At 42.0% G+C, this 20,048-nt stretch carries 21 protein-coding genes and 1 other annotated feature; of the genes, 17 read left to right on the top strand and 4 right to left on the bottom strand.

All coding sequences use genetic code 11. The annotated features are described in order from the left end of the window. Positions 1–8: 8 nt before the first annotated feature. Complete coding sequence (locus AKG37_RS03530; protein WP_060697580.1) at positions 9–929, top strand: methyl-accepting chemotaxis protein; 921 nt, start codon at positions 9–11, stop codon at positions 927–929. A 46-nt stretch (positions 930–975) separates the two neighbouring features. Here the strand turns inward: AKG37_RS03530 and AKG37_RS03525 are convergent, their stop codons facing one another. Beyond that, a complete protein-coding gene (locus AKG37_RS03525; protein WP_060697579.1) occupies positions 976–1,755 on the bottom strand; it encodes an HAD family hydrolase in 780 nt (259 codons plus the stop codon). A 176-nt stretch (positions 1,756–1,931) separates the two neighbouring features. Here AKG37_RS03525 and AKG37_RS03520 point away from each other — a divergent pair, with 176 nt between their 5' ends. The 8 genes from AKG37_RS03520 to AKG37_RS03485 all read left to right on the top strand — a co-directional run bounded on the left by AKG37_RS03520 (position 1,932) and on the right by AKG37_RS03485 (position 7,507). Then, positions 1,932–3,689 (top strand): sensor histidine kinase, encoded by a 1,758-nt coding sequence (locus tag AKG37_RS03520; protein WP_060697578.1) that lies wholly within the window; start codon positions 1,932–1,934, stop codon positions 3,687–3,689. Beyond that, complete coding sequence (locus AKG37_RS03515) at positions 3,686–4,423, top strand: LytR/AlgR family response regulator transcription factor (protein WP_060697577.1); 738 nt, start codon at positions 3,686–3,688, stop codon at positions 4,421–4,423. The genes AKG37_RS03520 and AKG37_RS03515 overlap by 4 nt, the downstream gene beginning before the upstream one ends. Positions 4,424–4,560: 137 nt before the next feature. After that, positions 4,561–5,004 (top strand): antiholin-like murein hydrolase modulator LrgA, encoded by a 444-nt coding sequence (gene lrgA, locus AKG37_RS03510; protein WP_060697576.1) that lies wholly within the window; start codon positions 4,561–4,563, stop codon positions 5,002–5,004. Positions 5,005–5,018: 14 nt separating this feature from the next. Continuing rightward, positions 5,019–5,714: an antiholin-like protein LrgB gene (gene lrgB, locus AKG37_RS03505; RefSeq protein WP_193391690.1), complete on the top strand. Its 696-nt coding sequence runs from the start codon at positions 5,019–5,021 to the stop codon at positions 5,712–5,714. Between the two features lie 128 nt (positions 5,715–5,842). Then, positions 5,843–5,974: a sequence feature (ribosomal protein L20 leader region), on the top strand. Positions 5,975–6,045: 71 nt separating this feature from the next. Then, positions 6,046–6,561 (top strand): translation initiation factor IF-3, encoded by a 516-nt coding sequence (gene infC, locus AKG37_RS03500; RefSeq protein ID WP_024425720.1) that lies wholly within the window; start codon positions 6,046–6,048, stop codon positions 6,559–6,561. Between the two features lie 24 nt (positions 6,562–6,585). Further along, on the top strand, positions 6,586–6,786 hold the full coding sequence (rpmI, locus tag AKG37_RS03495) for a 50S ribosomal protein L35 (protein ID WP_003216324.1): 201 nt from the start codon (positions 6,586–6,588) through the stop codon (positions 6,784–6,786). Positions 6,787–6,817: 31 nt separating this feature from the next. Then, complete coding sequence (rplT, locus tag AKG37_RS03490; RefSeq protein WP_007501659.1) at positions 6,818–7,177, top strand: 50S ribosomal protein L20; 360 nt, start codon at positions 6,818–6,820, stop codon at positions 7,175–7,177. Between the two features lie 63 nt (positions 7,178–7,240). After that, positions 7,241–7,507 carry a DUF1294 domain-containing protein gene (locus AKG37_RS03485; protein ID WP_060697575.1) on the top strand — a complete coding sequence of 89 codons (267 nt, stop codon included), beginning with the start codon at positions 7,241–7,243 and terminating at the stop codon, positions 7,505–7,507. 17 nt (positions 7,508–7,524) lie between these two features. On the opposite strand, the gene AKG37_RS03480 is transcribed toward AKG37_RS03485, so the two are convergent. Beyond that, positions 7,525–7,929 carry a hypothetical protein gene (locus AKG37_RS03480; protein WP_024426127.1) on the bottom strand — a complete coding sequence of 135 codons (405 nt, stop codon included), beginning with the start codon at positions 7,927–7,929 and terminating at the stop codon, positions 7,525–7,527. A gap of 179 nt (positions 7,930–8,108) precedes the next feature. On the opposite strand from AKG37_RS03480, the gene AKG37_RS03475 reads away from it, so the two are divergent. Continuing rightward, the gene (locus AKG37_RS03475; protein ID WP_060697574.1) at positions 8,109–9,197 is read left to right on the top strand and encodes a M42 family metallopeptidase; all 1,089 of its coding nucleotides are present in this window, start codon (positions 8,109–8,111) and stop codon (positions 9,195–9,197) included. Between the two features lie 353 nt (positions 9,198–9,550). Continuing rightward, the gene (gene cstA / locus AKG37_RS03470; protein WP_060697573.1) at positions 9,551–11,347 is read left to right on the top strand and encodes a carbon starvation protein CstA; all 1,797 of its coding nucleotides are present in this window, start codon (positions 9,551–9,553) and stop codon (positions 11,345–11,347) included. Positions 11,348–11,389: 42 nt separating this feature from the next. Here cstA and sspI read toward each other — a convergent pair whose 3' ends face one another. Further along, the gene (gene sspI / locus AKG37_RS03465; protein ID WP_024425725.1) at positions 11,390–11,611 is read right to left on the bottom strand and encodes a small acid-soluble spore protein SspI; all 222 of its coding nucleotides are present in this window, start codon (positions 11,609–11,611) and stop codon (positions 11,390–11,392) included. Between the two features lie 113 nt (positions 11,612–11,724). On the opposite strand from sspI, the gene AKG37_RS03460 reads away from it, so the two are divergent. The 3 genes from AKG37_RS03460 (at position 11,725) to pheT (ending at position 16,309) form a co-directional block, all read left to right on the top strand. Continuing rightward, on the top strand, positions 11,725–12,468 hold the full coding sequence (locus AKG37_RS03460) for a TrmH family RNA methyltransferase (protein WP_060697572.1): 744 nt from the start codon (positions 11,725–11,727) through the stop codon (positions 12,466–12,468). A 376-nt stretch (positions 12,469–12,844) separates the two neighbouring features. Continuing rightward, positions 12,845–13,879, top strand: a complete 1,035-nt coding sequence (gene pheS, locus AKG37_RS03455) for a phenylalanine--tRNA ligase subunit alpha (RefSeq protein WP_039180518.1) — start codon at positions 12,845–12,847, stop codon at positions 13,877–13,879. A 15-nt stretch (positions 13,880–13,894) separates the two neighbouring features. Further along, a complete protein-coding gene (pheT, locus tag AKG37_RS03450; RefSeq protein WP_060697571.1) occupies positions 13,895–16,309 on the top strand; it encodes a phenylalanine--tRNA ligase subunit beta in 2,415 nt (804 codons plus the stop codon). A gap of 37 nt (positions 16,310–16,346) precedes the next feature. Here the strand turns inward: pheT and rnhC are convergent, their stop codons facing one another. Continuing rightward, positions 16,347–17,270, bottom strand: coding sequence for a ribonuclease HIII (gene rnhC / locus AKG37_RS03445; protein ID WP_077233677.1), 924 nt, complete (start codon positions 17,268–17,270; stop codon positions 16,347–16,349). Positions 17,271–17,404: 134 nt separating this feature from the next. Between rnhC and zapA the strand changes: the two genes are divergently transcribed. The 3 genes from zapA to polX all read left to right on the top strand — a co-directional run bounded on the left by zapA (position 17,405) and on the right by polX (position 20,030). Beyond that, the gene (gene zapA, locus AKG37_RS03440; RefSeq protein WP_060697570.1) at positions 17,405–17,662 is read left to right on the top strand and encodes a cell division protein ZapA; all 258 of its coding nucleotides are present in this window, start codon (positions 17,405–17,407) and stop codon (positions 17,660–17,662) included. Between the two features lie 7 nt (positions 17,663–17,669). After that, a complete protein-coding gene (locus AKG37_RS03435; protein WP_060697569.1) occupies positions 17,670–18,203 on the top strand; it encodes a CvpA family protein in 534 nt (177 codons plus the stop codon). A gap of 114 nt (positions 18,204–18,317) precedes the next feature. Continuing rightward, a complete protein-coding gene (gene polX, locus AKG37_RS03430; RefSeq protein WP_060697568.1) occupies positions 18,318–20,030 on the top strand; it encodes a DNA polymerase/3'-5' exonuclease PolX in 1,713 nt (570 codons plus the stop codon). The last annotated feature ends 18 nt before the right edge of the window (positions 20,031–20,048 follow it).

Genomic DNA, 20,048 nt, shown 5'->3' with positions numbered 1-20,048 from the left:
TGAAAGCAATGATGCAAACAACAAACACTTTATCGTCACAAGTATTGGAGCAAGCAGCTGTTCTTCGTGCATTAGAGCACTCACTGGCAATGATTGAATTTAATGTGAAAGGTGAAGTTCTATGGGTGAACGATATTTTTGCAAAAGCCATGGGATATTCTAAGCCAGAGATGATCGGCCTTAAACATAAACAGTTCTGTCCTCCGCATATTGCAGAACATACAAGCTATCACACGTTTTGGAAGCATTTGAGAGAAGGTCAAGTCTTTCAGGAAAAAGTGCAGCGGATCACAAAAAACGGCAGCAGCTTATGGCTTGAAGCGACATATTCACCTGTTCGAAATGAAGTAGGAAACGTAGTGGGTGTTGTCAAAGTGGCGACAGATATTACGGAGAGAGAAAATAAAATGAAACAGGTCGTGGAAGATTTAAAGGAGATGTCTGCGAAATTAATGGAGCGTGCAGAAGTGGGCATCCAGCATAGTCGAAGTGTCAACGCTTCCTTTGATCATATAGCAAACGAAACCGATCAAAATATGAGCCTGCTAGAAGGATTAATGGAGCAAGTAGACTCCATCAGCTCCATTGCTGCAACCATTAACAGCATTTCCTCGCAAACCCAGCTGCTCGCCTTAAATGCGGCAATCGAAGCGGCACATGCGGGTTCCTATGGTAATGGCTTTAGTGTGGTGGCTGCAGAAATTCGAAAGCTTGCGACAGATTCAAAAGAAGCGATTGTCAAGGTAGATCGATATGTGAAGGCGATTCATACAGAAGTAGAGAAGGTCAGCAGCGGAACAAGCCGGGCAAAGACAACCGTGTTTACAAACCGGGATCTTGTAAAACAGGCAAGCGAGGAATTCATCATCGTAGGAGAAGCAGCCCGCGGCTTAGACCGGCAAGCACAAAATTTAGCGGCGATTGTTTAGCTGAAGAACAAAAACACCCAATCTCATCAGAAAGGGTGTTTTTGTTCTATTTTAATATATCAAACAATTCATGTAAGTCTTTGATTTCATAATCAGGTGTCACATCTGTTTCATTTTTCTTGTCATGGCGGTTGATCCAAACGGTTTGGATGCCAACACGAGAGGCGCCGAGAATATCTGTTTTTGGATTATCTCCAACCATGATGACTTCGTCTTTTGTGAGGTTTAACAGCTGAAGGCAGTGCTCAAAGATACCAGGGTCAGGCTTGCCTTTCCCGTAATCTCCTGAAATCACAATCTCATTAAAATAAGGTGCAAGCTCAGGGACACCAGCAAGTTTTTCCTTTTGAAGACTAGGATCTCCGTTTGTTAAAAGGAGCAATTCGTAGCTGCCTTTCAGACGGTCTAAAACAGGATATGTTTCTTCATAGACATATGGGCGTTTTCTGCGCTCTGCTGCAAAGAAATCAGCCAAATATTGTCCAAATGCCTCATCGTCGATTCCTGCTGCTTTTAAGCCATTGGTCCAAGCGTTTTTGCGATACTCTGGCGCAAGGGCGTTCAGTTTTTGAAAGCCTTCGCTAATCGGTTCACTAAAATTGGACCACAGTCCTTCGAAAGGATTAATGCCGATCATGACAGTATAATCATATGTTTCATAGGAAGAGTACAGCTTTCTTGCTTCTTCACGTACAATCTGTTCAAACGATTCTGGATCAAGTCCATATTTCTTTTCCGCTTCCCGGCAAGTTTCCTGAAAAGTTGTGTGAATGCTTTTTTCATCCCAAAGCAAAGTATCATCTAAATCGAAAAATACGGCTTTCATGATCTTCTCCCTTGTTATGTATGTGTTACCTTCAATTGCAAGTGACAGGCTCATGTTCATTTTACAATAGAAGGAGAGGGCAATAAAGAAAAGATTTGAGAGATCTTTGATCATTGACCGCACATGATAGAATAGAAAGACAGTAGAGAAGACATACATCAATTGAGGTGGCTGGTTTGCTTCATTTAATTATTATGATGATCGAGCGTGTAGGGATCATCGTTATTTTAGGCTTTGTGCTTGCCCATGTGAAGGGCTTTCGCAATCTATTGCTTCATAATCAAGGATTTCGGAAAAAAGCAATTCTTGTCTTTATTTTTGCCTCTTTTAGTATTATCAGCAATTACACAGGAATTGAAATCCAGCAGCAAATCATCATGAATCATGAGTTTTCTTATCATCTTGGTTCGTCAAGCTCTATCGCCAATACGAGAATTATGGGGATTGAAATGGGCGGTTTGATCGGTGGACCGTTTGTTGGGATTGGTGCAGGGCTTTTAGCTGGGCTCCATCGCTATTCACTAGGAGGGAGCACGGCACTCAGCTGTGCCATTTCTTCAATTTTAGCGGGTATCATTGCAGGTTATGTTGGCAGCCGGTTTAAGCGGAAAAATCGAATGGTGACTCCGCGCCAAGCAGCTCTTTTTGGTGTGGCGATGGAATCATTACAGATGATCATTATTCTTCTGTTTGCAAGGCCATTTGCTGATGCATGGGGGCTTGTCAGTATTATTGCCCTGCCGATGATCTTGGTGAATGGGATCGGCAGCTTTATCTTTTTATCAATTTTACAGTCAGTCATTCGGCAAGAAGAGCAGGCAAAGGCGATGCAGACACATCGTGTATTTTCGATCGCCGATCAAACGCTGCCTTTTTTCCGCCAAGGGTTAAATGAACAGTCGTGTAAAAGTGTAGCTGAGATCATTCATCGGTTAACGGAAACAGATGCGGTCTCCTTAACAGATACAGAAAAGATTTTAGCGCATGTCGGAGATGGAACGGACCATCATATTCCGTCTAAAAGCCTGATTACAGGGCTGTCGAGACAAGTATTGATGAGCGGTAAAATTATGAAGGCGCATTCGAAAGATGAAATTAATTGTTCCGTTGCGCATTGCCCTCTTGAAGCGGCGATTGTGCTGCCGCTCACCTCTAATGGTCAAACGATCGGAACGTTAAAAATGTACTTTAACTCTCCAGTTGGATTAAGCAGGGTGGAAGAGGAGCTTGCAGAAGGTTTGGCGATGCTGTTTTCAACACAGCTTGAGCTTGGAGAGGCAGAAACCCAGAGCCGTCTGTTAAAAGATGCAGAGATCAAAGCACTTCAAGCACAAGTGAATCCGCACTTTTTATTTAACGCCATTAATACCATCTCTGTTTTGTGCAGAACGAATGTGGAGATGGCAAGGAAGCTGCTGCTGCAGCTGAGTATTTATTTCCGCTCAAATTTGCAAGGTGCCCGTCAGCTCCTGATTCCAATGCATAAAGAGATTCAGCATGTAGAGGCATATTTGTCACTTGAACAAGCGAGGTTTCCAAATAAATATCATGTGGCCTTTCAAATTGAAAAGGAGCTGGAGCAGGTGATGATTCCGCCCTTTGTGCTTCAGGTGCTTGTTGAAAACGCAGTGAGACATGCTTTTCCTAAACATCAAACGAATTGTGAAGTCATCGTATCCGCTTTGATGAAAGATGGACATGTCTATATGAAAGTGGCAGATAATGGACAGGGGATCGAAGAGGACAAGAAGGATCAGCTATTAAAAGCGCCTGTCGAATCACTAGAAGGAACGGGTACGGCCCTTTATAATTTGGATCAGCGGTTAAGAGGAATTTTTGGCAGACAAGCCGCTTTATCCATTCATAGTGACCAAGGCACAGACATCTCATTTCTCATTCCAATTGACTATGTAAAAAAGGATGATTCTCGTTGATGAAGGTATTAATCGTAGATGATGAAGTGTTAGCAAGAGATGAATTAAAATACTTATTACGAAGAACGAAAGAGGATGTTCAAATAGAGGAAGCAGAAAATATAGAATCGGCTTTTGACCGGATGGTCGATCATAAGCCGGATCTGCTCTTTTTAGACATTGATTTATCTGGTGAAAACGGATTTGATATTGCCAAAAGGCTCAACCGAATGTCTAATCCGCCAGCGATTGTATTTGCGACAGCTTTTGATCAATATGCGCTGAAGGCGTTTGAGGTAAGTGCGCTTGATTACTTAACAAAACCATTTGACGAAGAGCGGCTGCTCCAGACCATCCAAAAGTTTAAAAAATGGAAATCTGCTGAAACGCAAGAGCATCAGCTGCCAGATGAGAAAATACCCCACCAGCAAAAATTAGCGATCTCAGTCGATGACTCAATTGTTATCCTGCAAGTGGAAGAGATCATGTATGTTGGACTCAGTGAAGGAAAAAAGGTCGTAAAAACAAAAGATCACATGTATGAGGTCACAGAACCACTCGTGGTCATCGAAAAGAAATTGCCTGAAGCTTATTTTATGAGGGTTCATCGAAGCTATATCGTGAACACCTCTCATATGAAGGAAGTACAGCCATGGTTTAACTCGACATATAATCTACATATGACAGACGGATCAATCATTCCAGTCAGCCGTACATATGCGAAAGAATTAAAGAAGTCGCTCCTGCTAGAATAGGGCGGCTTTTTTTCTTTGTATTTCAATACTCGTTTTTTGCATTTCAGTCATTGAATCTGGTGAGTTTTATTGTAAACGCTTTATTCGTTTATTTCATGCCGTATACTGAGGGCAGTCGAAGAAAGAGGTGAAAGGGCATGAGTGCCACGAAAGTATATGGATTTCTATCTCAAGCATTTATTTTTGCAACCGTAATGTTCATTTCTAATCTCATTTCAATGTATTTGCCGATCCCGATGCCCGCATCCGTGATTGGTTTGGTTCTATTATTTGTTCTGTTAACAACGAAAATCGTCAAACTGGAGCAGGTGGAGCAATTAGGTACATCATTGACAGGACTCATTAGCTTTCTATTTGTTCCCTCTGGAATCTCGGTCATTCAATCACTAGGTGTTATGCAAGAAGTAGGTGTGCAAGTAGTCGGCGTCATTATCATTGCAACCATTATGTTACTTGCAGCGACAGGGCTGTTCACGCAGCTTCTTATGCAATTATCAGAAAGACCGCAGAAACGTAAAGAGACAAAGGAGAGTAAATCTGCTCCTTCTCATTCAAATAAACCAGCTTCAAGTACGCATTAAAGGAGAGATGCAAAATGGGTACAAGTACGATGAGTCCTTATTTTGGCATTGTCGTCTCATTAGTCGCTTTTGGAATAGGGACGTTCTTATTTAAAAAATCAAAAGGTTTCTTCCTGTTCACCCCGCTGTTTGTGGCGATGGTGCTGGGCATTTTATTTTTGAAAGTCGGCGGTTTTTCCTATGCAGATTATAATGAGGGCGGCAAGATTATCAAGTTTTTCTTAGAGCCTGCTACCATTGCTTTTGCCATTCCGCTTTATAAGCAGCGAGCCTTGCTGAAAAAATATTGGTGGCAAATTTTATCCGCTATATTTGTAGGTTCACTTTGTTCCATTACGATCGTGTATGTCGTAGCAAAAGGGATTCATCTTGATGCAGCTGTGATGAAAAGCATGCTTCCACAAGCAGCGACAACAGCAATTGCTCTTCCGATTGCAAAAGATATTGGTGGAATCGCCGATATCACAGCCTTTGCGGTTATATTTAATGCAGTCATTGTCTATGCACTAGGTGCCTTCTTCTTAAAATTATTTCGTATTAAAAACCCAGTGGCAAAGGGTCTTGCACTTGGTACATCAGGACATGCGCTTGGCGTTTCTGTTGGAATTGAGATGGGTGAAGTAGAAGCCGCTATGGCAAGCATCGCTGTTGTGGTTGTAGGGGTTGTGACCGTTATTGTCATCCCGATCTTTATGCAATTGATCCTTTAATAGCGTCATTGTTTGAAAAAGACTTGCCCAATTCATCTCATCATGCTAAAATGAAAAAGTTGTTTCAAGAGTTCGGTTACTTGACGGACAAATGAAAATTGTGTAGAATAATTAACGAATTGAATAGATATCACAAGCAGAAGCACCCGCTTCTCACCTGATTGACACATGTTTGTAGTTGACAGGTTGACCGTACATTTATTTTTTCATGCAAATGTTCGCAGTGTGGGTGTTTTATATGCCCACACTTTTTGTTTGCCTGTAAAACATACAACGAAATGGTCAAAATGAATTGTGAACTCAATTCAAAATCTCATGGAGGTGGCTCACTATTAGCAAAGATCAATTAGTTAATGAAGGTATTCGTGCGCGTGAAGTTCGTTTGATCGGACAAAATGGCGATCAGCTGGGGATTAAAACCCGCCAGGAAGCTCTGGAAATTGCTGCTAAAGCTAATCTTGACCTTGTGTTAGTTGCTGCAAATGCAAAACCACCTGTTTGCCGAATCATGGACTATGGTAAGTTCCGATTCGAACAGCAGAAGAAGGAAAAAGAGGCACGTAAGAATCAAAAAATCATTAGCTTAAAAGAAGTTCGGTTGAGCCCGACAATCGATGAACATGATTTTAACACGAAGCTCCGTAATGCAATCAAATTCCTTGAAAAGGGAGATAAAGTGAAAGCTTCTATCCGCTTTAAAGGCCGTGCGATTACGCATAAAGAAATCGGACAGCGCGTGTTAGACCGTTTCTCTGAAGCTTGCGCTGAAGTAGCAACAGTAGAAACAAAACCTAAGATGGACGGACGTAGCATGTTCCTCATGCTTGCACCAAAAGTCGAAAAGTAAAGTAACAGAGGGAGGAAACATCCAATGCCAAAAATGAAAACTCACCGCGGATCTGCTAAACGTTTCAAAAAAACAGGTTCTGGTAAACTTAAACGTTCTCATGCGTACACAAGTCACTTGTTCGCTAACAAATCTACAAAGCAAAAACGTAAATTGCGTAAGAGCGCAATCGTAAGTGCTGGAGATTTCAAACGTATCAAACAACAACTTGCAAACATTAAGTAATCTGGAATAGGAAACATAGGAGGGAATTACAATGCCAAGAGTAAAAGGCGGAACTGTGTCGCGTCAGCGTCGTAAAAAGGTTCTTAAATTAGCAAAAGGTTATTTCGGTTCAAAACATAGATTATACAAAGTAGCAAACCAACAGGTGATGAAATCTGGAAACTACGCTTTCCGTGACCGTCGTCAGAAAAAACGTGACTTCCGTAAACTATGGATCACTCGTATCAATGCTGCAGCTCGTATGAACGGTCTTTCTTACAGCCGTTTAATGCATGGCTTAAAGCTTTCTGGTATCGAAGTAAACCGCAAAATGCTTGCTGACCTTGCTGTGAATGACCTAAATGCATTCAATCAGCTTGCTGATGCTGCAAAAGCACAACTAGACAAGTAAGTTTTATAAAAGATCATTCCTTCGAGGGGTGATCTTTTTTTCTCATCATGTGAGGTGATATGAATGAATATGGCTTTAATCCTGCTGCTTATTTTGGTGAATGGCTATGGTTTTTTTCTTATGGGAGAGGACAAACGCCGGGCCAAAGCACATAAATGGAGAATTTCAGAGGCGCACTTATGGAGTGCAGCGGTACTGTTTGGCGCTGCTGGATCGTATCTAGGGATGCAGTATTTCCGCCATAAAACAAAGCATCCTGCCTTTCAAATTGGCATGCCTATATTAATTATTTTGCAGTTGATCGTATTAGGATATATCCAGTTGATCTGAAAAAGGAGCAGACGCCATCAAGACGGCGTGTCTGCTCCTTTTTTTTGTTTGATTTTTTTAATAGGCTGATCCCAATCAATTTTTGTTTGAGGATAACGCTCGATAATGTTTTCCTCCAGTTTTTCAAAGTCTTCTAATGTAAATTCACTTAGCTTCTCAGGTGACTCCGTCCAAACGTAAATGGAGTGGACAAACAGAGGATGATCCTTAGAAGGAACGTGCTTCTCCCCTTCAAACAAGACACCTTTATAGACGAAATTAAAATTTTTGCGCGCATTTTGCTGTTCGTCCATAAAATAAAAACCTTCTTTTAATTGTGCTTGTTTCAGCTTTCTTCTCGGATTTGAGAAGAATTTTACCGCCATGTAGAAGATGTAGACAAGCAGTGCAACAAGAGCAAGTCTCATGAGGATTACAAACATGACAGGATGCACCTCCAATACCGTTATCTGATGTACTACGAATGAAAATGCCAAAAGGTTTCAACTTTTTTTAAAAAAATATTTCGTTAATCGAAAAAATATTCATAAAAAGATCGTATTGAACGAAAAAGGTTTTGTATAATAAGAATGCACCATGAAGATAAAGGAGGATAAATGGAATGACAAAGCTTGATCAAACATTAACTATGCTGAAAGACCTAACGGATGCAAAAGGGATTCCAGGAAATGAACGTGATGTCAAAAAAGTCATGCAGACATACATAGAATCATATGCAGATGAAATCTCTACAGACCGCCTTGGCAGCTTGATCGCTAAGAAGGAAGGAAACGCAAACGGACCTAAGATTATGCTTGCTGGTCACTTAGATGAAGTAGGATTTATGGTGACAAAAATTGATGACAAAGGTTACATTCGTTTTCAAACAGTCGGCGGCTGGTGGTCACAGGTTATGCTCGCGCAGCGTGTGACCATTGTGACGAAAAAGGGAGACATCACAGGTGTGATTGGCTCAAAGCCACCACACGTGCTGTCACCTGAAGCTCGCAAAAAGTCAATTGAAATTACAGATATGTTTATTGACATTGGGGCTTCAAGTAAAGAACAGGCAATGGAGTGGGGTGTGCTGCCTGGAGATCAAATCGTACCTTACTTTGAATTTACAGTGATGAATGATGAAAAAATGCTCCTTGCAAAAGCATGGGACAACCGCATTGGCTGTGCAGTGGCCATTGATGTCATGAAAAACTTACAAAATGCTCAGCATGAGAATATTGCTTACAGCGTTGCAACTGTCCAAGAGGAAGTAGGACTGCGCGGAGCCAAAACAGCAGCGGCTACGATTCAGCCCGATATTGGCTTTGCCATTGATGTGGGTGTAGCAGGCGATACACCGGGTATCACTGAGAAAGAAGCGACAAGCAAGCTTGGCAAAGGGCCAACGATTGTTGTCTTTGATGCTTCAATGGTATCTCATAAAGGGCTTCGTGATTTTGTTGTCCAAACAGCGGATGAATTGAACATACCTTATCAATATGACTCAATGCCTGGCGGTGGCACAGATGCTGGTGGTATCCATTTAACAGGTCATGGTGTTCCATCACTATCTATCGGGATTCCGAGCAGATACATTCATACCCATGCCGCAATGATTCACCGAGATGATTATGAAAATGCAGTGAAGCTTTTAACAGAAGTAATCAAAAGACTTGATCAAAAAACCGTCGAACAGATTACGTACGGTTCTTAATAGGAAAGCCTTTCCTTCAGTAGAGGGGAAAGGCTTTTTTTGTTCCATTGAATTTCCCAGGAAATGACCGTTGATTTGCAAGTAGCGTCAAAAGAACTGTTTTCCAAAAAAGAAGAGAATATTTTCTAGTGAATAAGGCACATGTGATCCAGCTTTTATTTTTGTAAGATGAAATCAATAAAAAGGACAGAGCCTAGAGAATGCCCTGTCAAAAGAGAGTTTATGGAAGTAGGTGAAGCTACCTTAAGAATAAACACATTATTCTTATTTGTCAACTCGGTTTTAAAAGAAAGAAAAATCAATCAATTTATGTTATATTTGTAACAAATTGTTTATAAGAAGGGGATGGTTAAATGAATGCGGTTACAATTGTCATAGGGTCTATGTGTATTTTAGCAATTGCCTATCGTCTTTATGGCACATTTATGATGGTCAAGGTATTAAAGGTCACAGATGATCATCCTACACCGGCTCACCTGCTAGAGGACGGGAAAGATTATGTGCCGACAAATAAATGGGTCACATTTGGGCATCACTTTGCTGCGATTGCAGCTGCTGGTCCATTAGTAGGTCCAATTTTAGCCGCACAATTTGGTTATTTACCTGGTCTCCTTTGGCTTTTAATTGGTGCAGTTATAGGCGGAGCTGTACATGATCTTGTCGTCTTATTTGCATCGATGCGAAAAAAAGGGAAATCATTATCAGAGGTAGCAAAGGAAGAGCTCGGACCTGTTGCTGGATTTTGTACAGGGCTTGCGATGCTGTTTATTATTACGATCACAATGGCAGGCCTGTCTATGGTTGTGCTTCATGCTTTAGAACGTAACCCTTGGGGGACATTTGCAGTCGGAATTACGATTCCCATTGCGATGGGGGTTGGTCTGTATTATAAAAAAACAGGCAATTTAAAGCTCGCAACATCTGCGGGATTTATTTTGCTGATGCTGGGTGTATTCCTTGGGCCAAATATTCAAGGGACGGCACTAGGTGATTTTTTAACACTTGATACAAAAACCCTTGCTCTTGCCCTGCCGATCTATGCCTTTTTTGCTGCTGCTTTGCCTGTTTGGCTGCTGCTCGCACCGAGGGACTATTTAAGTAGTTTTATGAAAATTGGTGTATTCATTGCGCTGATTGCTGGAATCTTTGTGGTGAATCCATCCATTCAATTCCCGGCGTTTACAGAGTTTGTGAATGGAGGAGGGCCTGTTTTAGCTGGTCCAGTCTGGCCATTTATTTCGATTACGATTGCTTGCGGTGCCATCTCTGGTTTCCACGCATTTGTTGGTTCAGGGACAACACCTAAAATGCTGGATCGCTGGAGTGATATGAAACCTGTTGCATTTGGTGCAATGCTAGTAGAATGCTTAGTTGGGATTATGGCTTTAATTGCCGCTACGGCTCTGCATCCAGGAGATTATTTTGCGATTAACAGTACGCCAGAAGTGTTTCGAACACTTGGTATGAGCGTCGAGAACCTTCCGCAGCTGAGTAAGGAAATCGGCCTTGATTTAGAAGGAAGAACCGGTGGTGCCGTGACATTAGCTGTCGGAATGGCGTACATCTTTACGGGAATCCCATTCTTTAGCCATTTGGCTTCTTATTTCTTTCAATTCGTTATTATGTTTGAAGCTGTCTTTATTTTAACCGCGATTGATGCAGGAACACGTGTGGCACGCTATTTAATTCAAGACTTCTTTGGCGAAGCATATAAACCGCTTAAACGAAATGACTGGATACCTGGATCGGTATTTGCAAGTGCACTTGCTTGTTTTATGTGGGGATACTTACTTTACTCAGGTGACATCGGGTCTATTTGGGCGCTGTTTGGAGTTTCAAACCAGTTAATGGCCTCAGTCGGGTTAATTATTGGTGCAACCGTTGTATTAAAAATTGCAGATAAAAGGCGATATATGCTGACTTGTTTAATTCCGCTTGCTTACTTATATGTGACAGTGAATTATGCGGGCTATTGGATGGTAGCGAATGTCTATCTCAATCCTGAAGCGTCCGGCTACAGCGTGCTGAATGCGGTGCTTTCGATCATCATGCTCATCTTAGGATTTGTGATTATTGTGTTTGCGATTAAAAAATGGGTCGAAATCTGGCGTGATCCAGCGCTTCGGATGGAGACACCTATCACTGGCTAAATAAAAAAGGCCGGCTTGCTGTCATAAGCAAACCGGCTTGTTTTATTGCTGCTGCTGAGGCTTTAAGCCTTGTTCTAATGTTTCAAGGATTTCATTTTTTTCGTTTTCTGATGCTTCTTGCCATAGCACCTCGAACAACACGCCAAGGCCCGGCAACATTTTCTCCTCGCCGCTTTGAATGGCATCTAAAATCGTATGTTCAAGCTGCTCTTGATTATGGCCAGTAATGTTTTGAATGACTGCACCTCTTAAATTAAAATCCATTGCCCACACTCCTTTTTTGATGGTAATAGCCCTATTCTGTCTCAAAGACAGGTTTATTATGTAGTGTGCATGAGATATAATAAATTCATGATATTTAAAGGAGTTAAAGTCGCTTGAAATATATAGAATCAGCTAAAAACACAAACATTAAACAGTGGAAAAAGCTCCATACGAAAAAAGAACGAACGAAAACGGGGCTGTTTCTCGTTGAAGGAATACACTTAGTTGAAGAAGCATTAAAGAGCGGGATTGTGAAGGAATTAATGGTCACATCTCCTGATAGGCTGCCTTCTCATATCGAGACTGACATTGAGCTTTACGAACTGAGTGAAGAAGCCTTTTCTGCAATGACAGAAACGGAAACGCCTCAGCATATTGCCGCGGTCTGTACAGTTCCTGTTTTTGAAGAAAAGAAGTATGAACGGATTCTTCTATTAGACGCAGTGCAGGATCCAGGGAATTTAGGCACACTCATTCGGACAGCAGATGCCGCTGGTCTTGATGCTGTCATTTTAGGAGATGGGACAGTCGATGCGTTTAACGGAAAAACGCTCCGTTCGGCACAAGGATCTCATTTTCACCTGCCTATTATAAAGCAGACCCTTCAACAGGCGATCACGGAACTGAAAGAACAAGGCATACCTGTATACGGAAGCGCCTTAAAAGATGCGAAAGAGTTTAGAAGCGTAACGGCAGAAGGCCCGTTTGCATTAATTGTTGGTAATGAAGGAGCAGGTATTGATCCAGAGATTCTGCAAATGACTGACCAGAATTTATATGTACCAATGTATGGCCAGGCAGAATCATTAAATGTGGCTGTTGCAGCCGCTGTTCTTGTCTATCATTTGCGCGGATAGTGTTGCATCATGTGCACATTTTCACTATAATGAAACTAATATTTTAAAAACCATGATAGAGGAAGATTGTTTCAAAAAGCAGCCTTATAGGGAGAATGCATCGTAGACTGAAAGTGCGTTCAAGGAATGCTGAAACAGGAATTCACCTCTGGAGTTGTCACCGGGACCGCAAACTTTGCGTAAAGGTGAACCGGATTCGTTTGATTCCGTTATGTCAATGAAGCTTATTCGCACATGCATTTGTGCTTAACAAGGGTGGTACCGCGACCACAACTCGTCCCTTCTTTTTTGGAGGAACGGGTTTTTTTATTGTCTTCAAACGATCAAACAGCCGTTTATCCGAGCGGTTTTGTATATCAAAAGGAGGATTACACTCATGCAAGAAACGTTAAAACAGCTTGAAACAGAGGCGATAGCGAAGGTTGAAGCAGCTAGCTCGCTCAAAGAGGTCAATGACATTCGTGTTCAATATTTAGGGAAAAAAGGACCGATTACAGAAGTACTTCGCGGAATGGGCAAGCTCTCCGCAGAAGAAAGACCGAAAATGGGTGCACTCGCAAACGAAGTAAGAGAGCAGATTGCTGGTGCCATTGCTGAAAAAAATGAACAGCTGGAAGCAGAAGAAGTGAAGAAAAAACTTGCTTCTCAAACGATCGATGTTACTTTGCCGGCAAGTCCAATTAAAATGGGAGCAAGACATCCATTAACGATAGTTGTCGAAGATATTGAAGATTTATTTATTGGAATGGGCTATACCGTTGAAGAAGGTCCTGAGGTGGAAACCGATTACTATAACTTTGAAGCACTGAATCTTCCAAAGGAGCATCCGGCACGTGATATGCAGGACAGCTTCTATATTACCGAAGATACACTGATGAGAACACAAACGTCACCAGTTCAAGCACGTACACTTGAAAAATATAAAGGACAAGGTCCTGTGAAGATCATCTGTCCTGGGAAAGTATATAGACGTGACAGCGATGACGCGACTCATTCACATCAATTCATGCAAATTGAAGGGCTTGTCGTCGATCACAATATTAGCATGAGTGATCTAAAAGGAACGCTGGAGACAGTCGCAAGAAAAATGTTTGGTGAAGATCGTGAAATTAGACTGCGTCCAAGCTTTTTCCCATTCACAGAACCATCTGTCGAAGTCGATGTGTCTTGCTTTAAATGCGGCGGGAAAGGCTGTTCTGTATGTAAAGGAACAGGCTGGATTGAGATTTTAGGTGCAGGGATGGTTCATCCGAATGTCCTGAAAATGAGCGGATTTGATCCAGAAACTTACCAAGGCTTTGCTTTTGGAATGGGTGTTGAACGGATTGCGATGTTGAAATACGGCATTGATGATATTCGCCATTTCTACACAAATGACATTAGATTCACGAAGCAATTCAAGCAGGACTAAGAGGAGGAAATCAACATGTTTGTTTCATATAAATGGTTAGAAGACTATGTCGATTTAGAGGGCATCCAGCCGGATGAATTAGCAGAAAAAATCACTAGAAGCGGTATTGAAGTGGAAGCCGTTGAGTATAAAGGTGAAGGCATCAAAGGGGTTGTCGTTGGACACGTTATTGAGCGTGAACAGCATCCGAATGCGGATAAATTAAACAAATGTCTTGTTGATATCGGCGCAGACACACCGGTGCAAATTATTTGCGGAGCTCCGAATGTGGATAAAGGACAGCATGTGGCCGTCGCAACGGTTGGCGCAGTTCTTCCAGGCAACTTTAAAATTAAAAAAGCAAAGCTGCGCGGCGAAGAGTCTCATGGCATGATTTGTTCTTTGCAAGAATTAGGAGTAGAGAGCAAACTCGTACCAAAGGAATATGCAGAAGGCATTTTTGTTTTCCCGAATGACGTGAAACCAGGGGATGACGCTCTTCAAGCACTTCAATTAGATGATGCGGTACTTGAGCTTGGCTTAACACCAAACCGTGCTGATGCCCTTAATATGCTAGGTGTCGCTTATGAGGTTGCAGCCATTCTAGGAAGAGATATCAAGCTTCCTGATACATCACATAACACTTCATCTGAAAAAGCAGCAGACTATATTGCTGTTAAAATTGAGGATCAAGAAGCAAATCCTCTTTATGCAGCGAAAATCATTAAAAATGTAAAGATTGGTCCAGCACCGCTTTGGATGCAAACAAGACTGATGAATGCAGGTATCCGCCCAATTAACAACGTCGTGGATATTACAAACTTTGTACTGCTTGAATACGGTCAGCCGCTTCATGCCTTTGATTATGACCGCTTTGGTTCAAAGCAGGTGGTTGTACGAAAAGCGTCTGACAGCGAAATCATTCAAACACTAGATGAGCAAGAGCGTACATTGTCATCAAAGCATCTTGTCATCACTAATGGGACGAAAGCGCAAGCTGTAGCAGGCGTCATGGGCGGTCTTGAATCAGAGGTCCGTGACGAGACGACAACGATTCTATTAGAAGCGGCATATTTCAACGGTCAAACAGTTCGTCAAGCATCTAGAGACTTAGGACTTCGCAGTGAATCAAGCACACGATTTGAAAAAGGGCTCGATCCTCAGCGTACGAAACCGGCAGCAGAAAGAGCCGCCCAATTGATCAGCATCTATGCAGGCGGTGAAGTGTTAAGTGGTACAGTTGAGGAAAATCACCTTGAAGCAAATATGAATGTCATTCACGTATCCACTGAGCGTGTGAATAAGGTACTTGGAATGAGCATTTCAAAAGAAGATATGATTCAGATTTTCAACAAACTAGGCTTTACAGTTGGCGAATCCAATGATGTTCTTGTCGTAACGGTTCCTTCTCGCAGAATGGATATTACGATTGAAGAAGACCTCATTGAGGAAGTTGCTAGATTATACGGCTACGATAATATTCCATCTACACTGCCTGCGACAGCTGGTACAGTTGGTGGTCTCACGCCATATCAAGTGAAGCGCAGAAAGGTGAGACGTTTCTTAGAGGGTGCAGGGCTTTCTCAAGCGATCACGTATTCATTGACGAATCAGCAGAAGTCTACAGCTTTTGCACTGCATCCAGCTTATAAAACGAGACTTTCTCTGCCAATGAGTGAGGAACGCAGTGTGCTGAGACAAAGTCTTTTGCCAAACTTACTTGATTCTGTAGCATATAACTTGGCAAGACAAGCTGACTCATTTGGATTTTATGAAACGGGCTCTGTTTTCTTAGCAGAAACTGAAGGAGCAAAGCCAGTGGAAAAAGAGCATGTTGCTGGTGCGCTGACAGGCTTATGGCATAAAAATCTTTGGCAGGGCGAGAAAAAAGCCGTCGATTTTTATGTAGCGAAAGGGATTGCGGAAGGTCTGTTCGAAAAGCTTGGTGTGTCAGACCAAATCACATATGTTCAAGCAGAGCGTGAGGGTCTTCACCCAGGACGTACAGCAGATGTTCACTTAAATGGAAAAGTGATTGGCTTTGTTGCGGCACTGCATCCAGTTATTGAAAAGGAATTGGATTTAAAAGAAACGTATGTCTTTGAATTTGATTTAACAGATGTGATGACGTCTGAAACGAAGGATATGAAATATACAGCGATTCCGAGATTCCCTGCTGTGACAAGAGATATTGCACTTGTTGTTGATCAGCATATCTCAAGTGGACAGTTGGAGCGTGTCATCTATGAAGCAGGTGGTCATTTACTCACAGACCTATCCGTCTTTGATGTGTATGAAGGAGAACATATGGAAGAAGGCAAGAAGTCTGTTGCATTCTCTCTTCAATATTTAAACCCTGAACAAACGTTGACAGAGGAAGAAGTGACGGCTGTTCATACAAAGGTATTAAAAGCACTAGAAGATACGTATCAAGCTGTCTTGCGCGGTTAAAGAAAAAAAGCTGGGGCCATATGAGCCCTAGCTTTTTTTATAACCATTTTTTCGCTTTTTGTGTGTTGGCAAAATGCAGCTTTGTAAATTGACGTAAAGCATCTTCGCCATGCAGCTTGATAAGTTTGGCGGCTGCCTTGTCTACATGAGGACCGGCTCCTTTTGGAATGTCAAAGCCTGCTGCTTTTGATAATTTATCCATCTCAATTAAAAAGGCATACCTTGCGATAATGGAAGCCGCAGCTACTGACAAATGGATGCCTTCTGCTTTTGTACTAAAGTACGTCCGCTCCCGAATGATTTTTTTCCCAGCAAGATGCCTGAAATAAATGCCTGGTTCGGCAAATTGGTCAATTAAAATGGCTTCAGGCTGCTTCCCGTCAAGTTTTTCTAGCACAGAGGTGATGACTTGGTTATGAAGCAGTGCCTTCATTTTTCCTTGACTCATGCCCTTTTCCTGCATCGTATTGTACTTTTCATTTCGGAGAACGAGAAGGCTGAATGGAATGGTTTTGATGAGATCTTTGGCAATGCTGATAATTTGCGGGTCCTTTAGTCCTTTTGAATCTTTCACGCCAAGCTCTTTCATTAGAGCAAGCTGACTGGCATCGACATAGGCCGCACAGACGGTCATCGGTCCAAAATAATCACCTGTACCTACTTCATCTGAACCGATGACCGACATGGAAGCAATGCCGGGCGGCGGGCTGTATTTTGTAACAGAAGGTGCTTTTTGACTTTTCGTATCAGCTGCTTGTAAATGGCTGAACTGACTGGCCTCCGCTTCGGCCTTTTGTCCTTGAAACAGCACTTTTCCAGATCGATAGGCTGTAATCGTACAGCCAGGAACTTTTGCTTGAAAGAGGGCGCCTGGCGGCAAAGTGTCAGTTAAATGATGCGCATATGCGCTCTTCATCTTTTGAAGGTCTTCTGATGTTGCTTTTAAAACAGATTGGGGCACAGTGGATAACTCCTTTTTACCTTGATATCATTGATTTCTAAAGTGTACCATAACAGGTAAGGGCTCGTCTTTCCATTCAATGTCTAAACATGTTATGATAGAGACTAGGATTCTCGTGGAATGGAGGAGAAACGTTGTCTGACGGCGGTAAAACGAAAACAACAGTTGAGATTTACGGACAGTCCTATACGATCATCGGTCAAGAAACGAAGATGCATATGCGGCATGTTGCGTCAATTGTTGATGATAAAATGAGAGAAATAAATGAAAAAAATCCATACCTTGATATAAACAAATTAGCTGTACTGACAGCAGTCAATGTCGTCCACGACTACTTGAAATTAAAAGAGCAATGCGAAAAACTAGAGATTCAGCTTAAAGAAAAGGAATGAAATTACCGTGATCGATATCATCATTTTGTTTTTGCTTCTTATGGGAACGCTTGTCGGTCTAAAACGCGGGTTTATTCTTCAATTTATTAAATTGATCAGCTTTGTTGTTTCTATCTTAGTGGCTTCCTTGTTTTATCAGTCACTTGCACCACAGCTTACGTGGATTCCAGCACCTAATTTTAGCGGCGGTCAAGCGCAGCTTGCTTTCTTTAGTGGAAATCTAGAAACAGCTTATTATAATACCATTGCGTTTATCATTCTGTTTATCTTGACAAAAATCCTGCTCGCCATCATTGGCGGATTGCTCACAACCATTGCAAGTATACCTGTGATTAAGCAGGTGAACAAACTGCTTGGCGGTGTTTTAGGATTTCTTGAAACCTATCTATTTGTGTTTATTCTATTGTTTGTCGCTGCATTACTTCCAGTAGATGCACTGCAGACAATGATGAGCAAATCAATGTTAGCAGATGTGATCGTAAGTCACACCCCTTACTTGTCCGGTCTGGTCAAAGACCTATGGTCGACGTATGGAGTTTAAAAACTTCTCCTTTCCTGGAGAAGTTTTTTCTCATTCCATGACAGAAAGTTGTAGGATGAAGGGAAAGTTTGTATATTTATATAGGAAGATGCCAAAGCGGCTGGAGGATGAGAGATGAATAAAAAAGATATTATCAAACTTCTTGAAACAATCGCAGTATATATGGAGCTAAAAGGAGATAATCCTTTTAAAATTTCTGCCTTTCGTAAAGCAGCAGCGGCACTGGAACAAGATGACCGCAGCCTTTCTCAAATAGATGACCTATTAGCATTACCCGGCATTGGAAAAGGAACCTTTGCCGTAATCACAGAGTATATCGAAAAAGGACAGTCTGAAACACTCGAACAATTAAAAAAAGAGGTGCCTGAAGGACTTGTTCCGCTTTTAAAATTGCAGGGACTCGGCGGGAAGAAGATTGCTAAGCTTTACAAAGAGCTTGGTGTTCACGATGCACAATCGTTAAAAGAAGCATGCGAAGCGGAAAAAGTACAAGCGCTTGCTGGCTTCGGCAAAAAAACAGAAGAAAAGATTCTCGCAGCTCTGGAGGAGGCAGGAAAGCAGCCAGAACGACTGCCCATTGGCTTTGCATTAGATGTGGCAGAGCGGATTGATCATGCGCTTGAACAGATGAAGGGCATCATCCGTTTTTCAAGAGCTGGAAGTTTAAGACGTGCACGGGAAACTGTTAAAGATTTAGATTATATTATTGCGACAGACGATCCTGAACAAGTGAGAGAACAGCTTGTGGCTCTTGATGATGTCAAAGATGTCATTGCAAGCGGTGATACGAAGGTATCGGTCATTCTTGCCCTTGATTTTGAGATCAGTGTAGATTTTCGTCTTGTGACAACAGACCAATTTGCCACAACGTTGCACCATTTCACTGGCTCAAAAGATCACAATATTCGAATGCGTCAGCTTGCGAAGGAACGCGGAGAGCGTATTAGTGAATATGGTGTGGAAACAATTGAAACTGGAGAAGTAAAAACGTTCGAAGATGAGACCGCTTTTTATGCGCATTTTCAACTTCCACTCATTCCGCCAGAAATTCGTGAAACCGGAGCGGAGATTGATACGTATAAAGAAAGTATGCAATTTGTCGAGCTAAAAGATATCAAAGGCGACCTTCATATGCACTCGACATGGAGTGACGGCGCTTTTTCTATTCGCGAAATGGCAGAGGCATGTATCGCAAAGGGCTATGAATACATGGCCATTACAGACCACTCGCAATATTTAAAAGTAGCAAACGGTTTAACAAAAGAACGTTTACGTTTGCAAGCAAAGGAAATAGACAAGCTGAATCAAGAATTCGAGCATTTTCACATTTTCAAAGGGGTTGAAATGGATATTCTCCCAGATGGATCATTAGATTATGATGATGAATTTTTAGCAGAGATGGATTTTGTGATTGCGTCAATCCATTCTAGTTTCTCTCAGCCGGAGGAAGTCATTATGGAGCGCCTTGAAAATGCCCTGCGAAATCAGCATGTGGATTTAATTGCACATCCAACAGGCCGCTTGATCGGCAGACGGGACGGCTATGCCTTAAATATAGATCAGCTCATCGAGCTCGCGAAGAAAACGGGTACTGCACTAGAGCTCAACAGCAACCCATCAAGACTTGATTTGAAAACAGAGCATTTAATGAAAGCAAACGAAGCAGGTGTGAACATCATGATCAATACAGATGCGCACAATATCACCATGCTGGATCATATGGAAGTCGGTGTAACAGCTGCAAGAAAAGGCTGGACACCAAAAGCAAATGTCGTGAATACTTTTTCTCTAAACGAGATAAAAAAGTTTTTAACGCGTGACAGGTAGTCGTTAGGAGGCTGGACC

Source organism: Bacillus australimaris (assembly GCF_001307105.1).
GTDB lineage: Bacteria > Bacillota > Bacilli > Bacillales > Bacillaceae > Bacillus > Bacillus australimaris.
The sequence above is the reverse complement of the archived record's forward strand: the minus strand, read 5'-3'. Positions and strand labels throughout refer to the sequence as shown.

What these genes read in the sequence shown, in the direction of transcription:
- AKG37_RS03485 (WP_060697575.1), top strand. Translation starts at nt 7,241, where the DNA reads ATGAATATGGCTTTAATCCTGCTGCTTATTTTGGTGAATGGCTATGGT.
- AKG37_RS03480 (WP_024426127.1), bottom strand. Translation starts at nt 7,929, where the DNA reads ATGTTTGTAATCCTCATGAGACTTGCTCTTGTTGCACTGCTTGTCTAC.
- sspI (WP_024425725.1), bottom strand. Translation starts at nt 11,611, where the DNA reads ATGGATTTTAATTTAAGAGGTGCAGTCATTCAAAACATTACTGGCCAT.
- polX (WP_060697568.1), top strand. Translation starts at nt 18,318, where the DNA reads ATGAATAAAAAAGATATTATCAAACTTCTTGAAACAATCGCAGTATAT.
- cstA (WP_060697573.1), top strand. Translation starts at nt 9,551, where the DNA reads ATGAATGCGGTTACAATTGTCATAGGGTCTATGTGTATTTTAGCAATT.
- pheS (WP_039180518.1), top strand. Translation starts at nt 12,845, where the DNA reads ATGCAAGAAACGTTAAAACAGCTTGAAACAGAGGCGATAGCGAAGGTT.
- AKG37_RS03525 (WP_060697579.1), bottom strand. Translation starts at nt 1,755, where the DNA reads ATGAAAGCCGTATTTTTCGATTTAGATGATACTTTGCTTTGGGATGAA.
- pheT (WP_060697571.1), top strand. Translation starts at nt 13,895, where the DNA reads ATGTTTGTTTCATATAAATGGTTAGAAGACTATGTCGATTTAGAGGGC.
- rpmI (WP_003216324.1), top strand. Translation starts at nt 6,586, where the DNA reads ATGCCAAAAATGAAAACTCACCGCGGATCTGCTAAACGTTTCAAAAAA.
- rplT (WP_007501659.1), top strand. Translation starts at nt 6,818, where the DNA reads ATGCCAAGAGTAAAAGGCGGAACTGTGTCGCGTCAGCGTCGTAAAAAG.
- lrgA (WP_060697576.1), top strand. Translation starts at nt 4,561, where the DNA reads ATGAGTGCCACGAAAGTATATGGATTTCTATCTCAAGCATTTATTTTT.
- AKG37_RS03530 (WP_060697580.1), top strand. Translation starts at nt 9, where the DNA reads ATGATGCAAACAACAAACACTTTATCGTCACAAGTATTGGAGCAAGCA.
- lrgB (WP_193391690.1), top strand. Translation starts at nt 5,019, where the DNA reads ATGGGTACAAGTACGATGAGTCCTTATTTTGGCATTGTCGTCTCATTA.
- AKG37_RS03475 (WP_060697574.1), top strand. Translation starts at nt 8,109, where the DNA reads ATGACAAAGCTTGATCAAACATTAACTATGCTGAAAGACCTAACGGAT.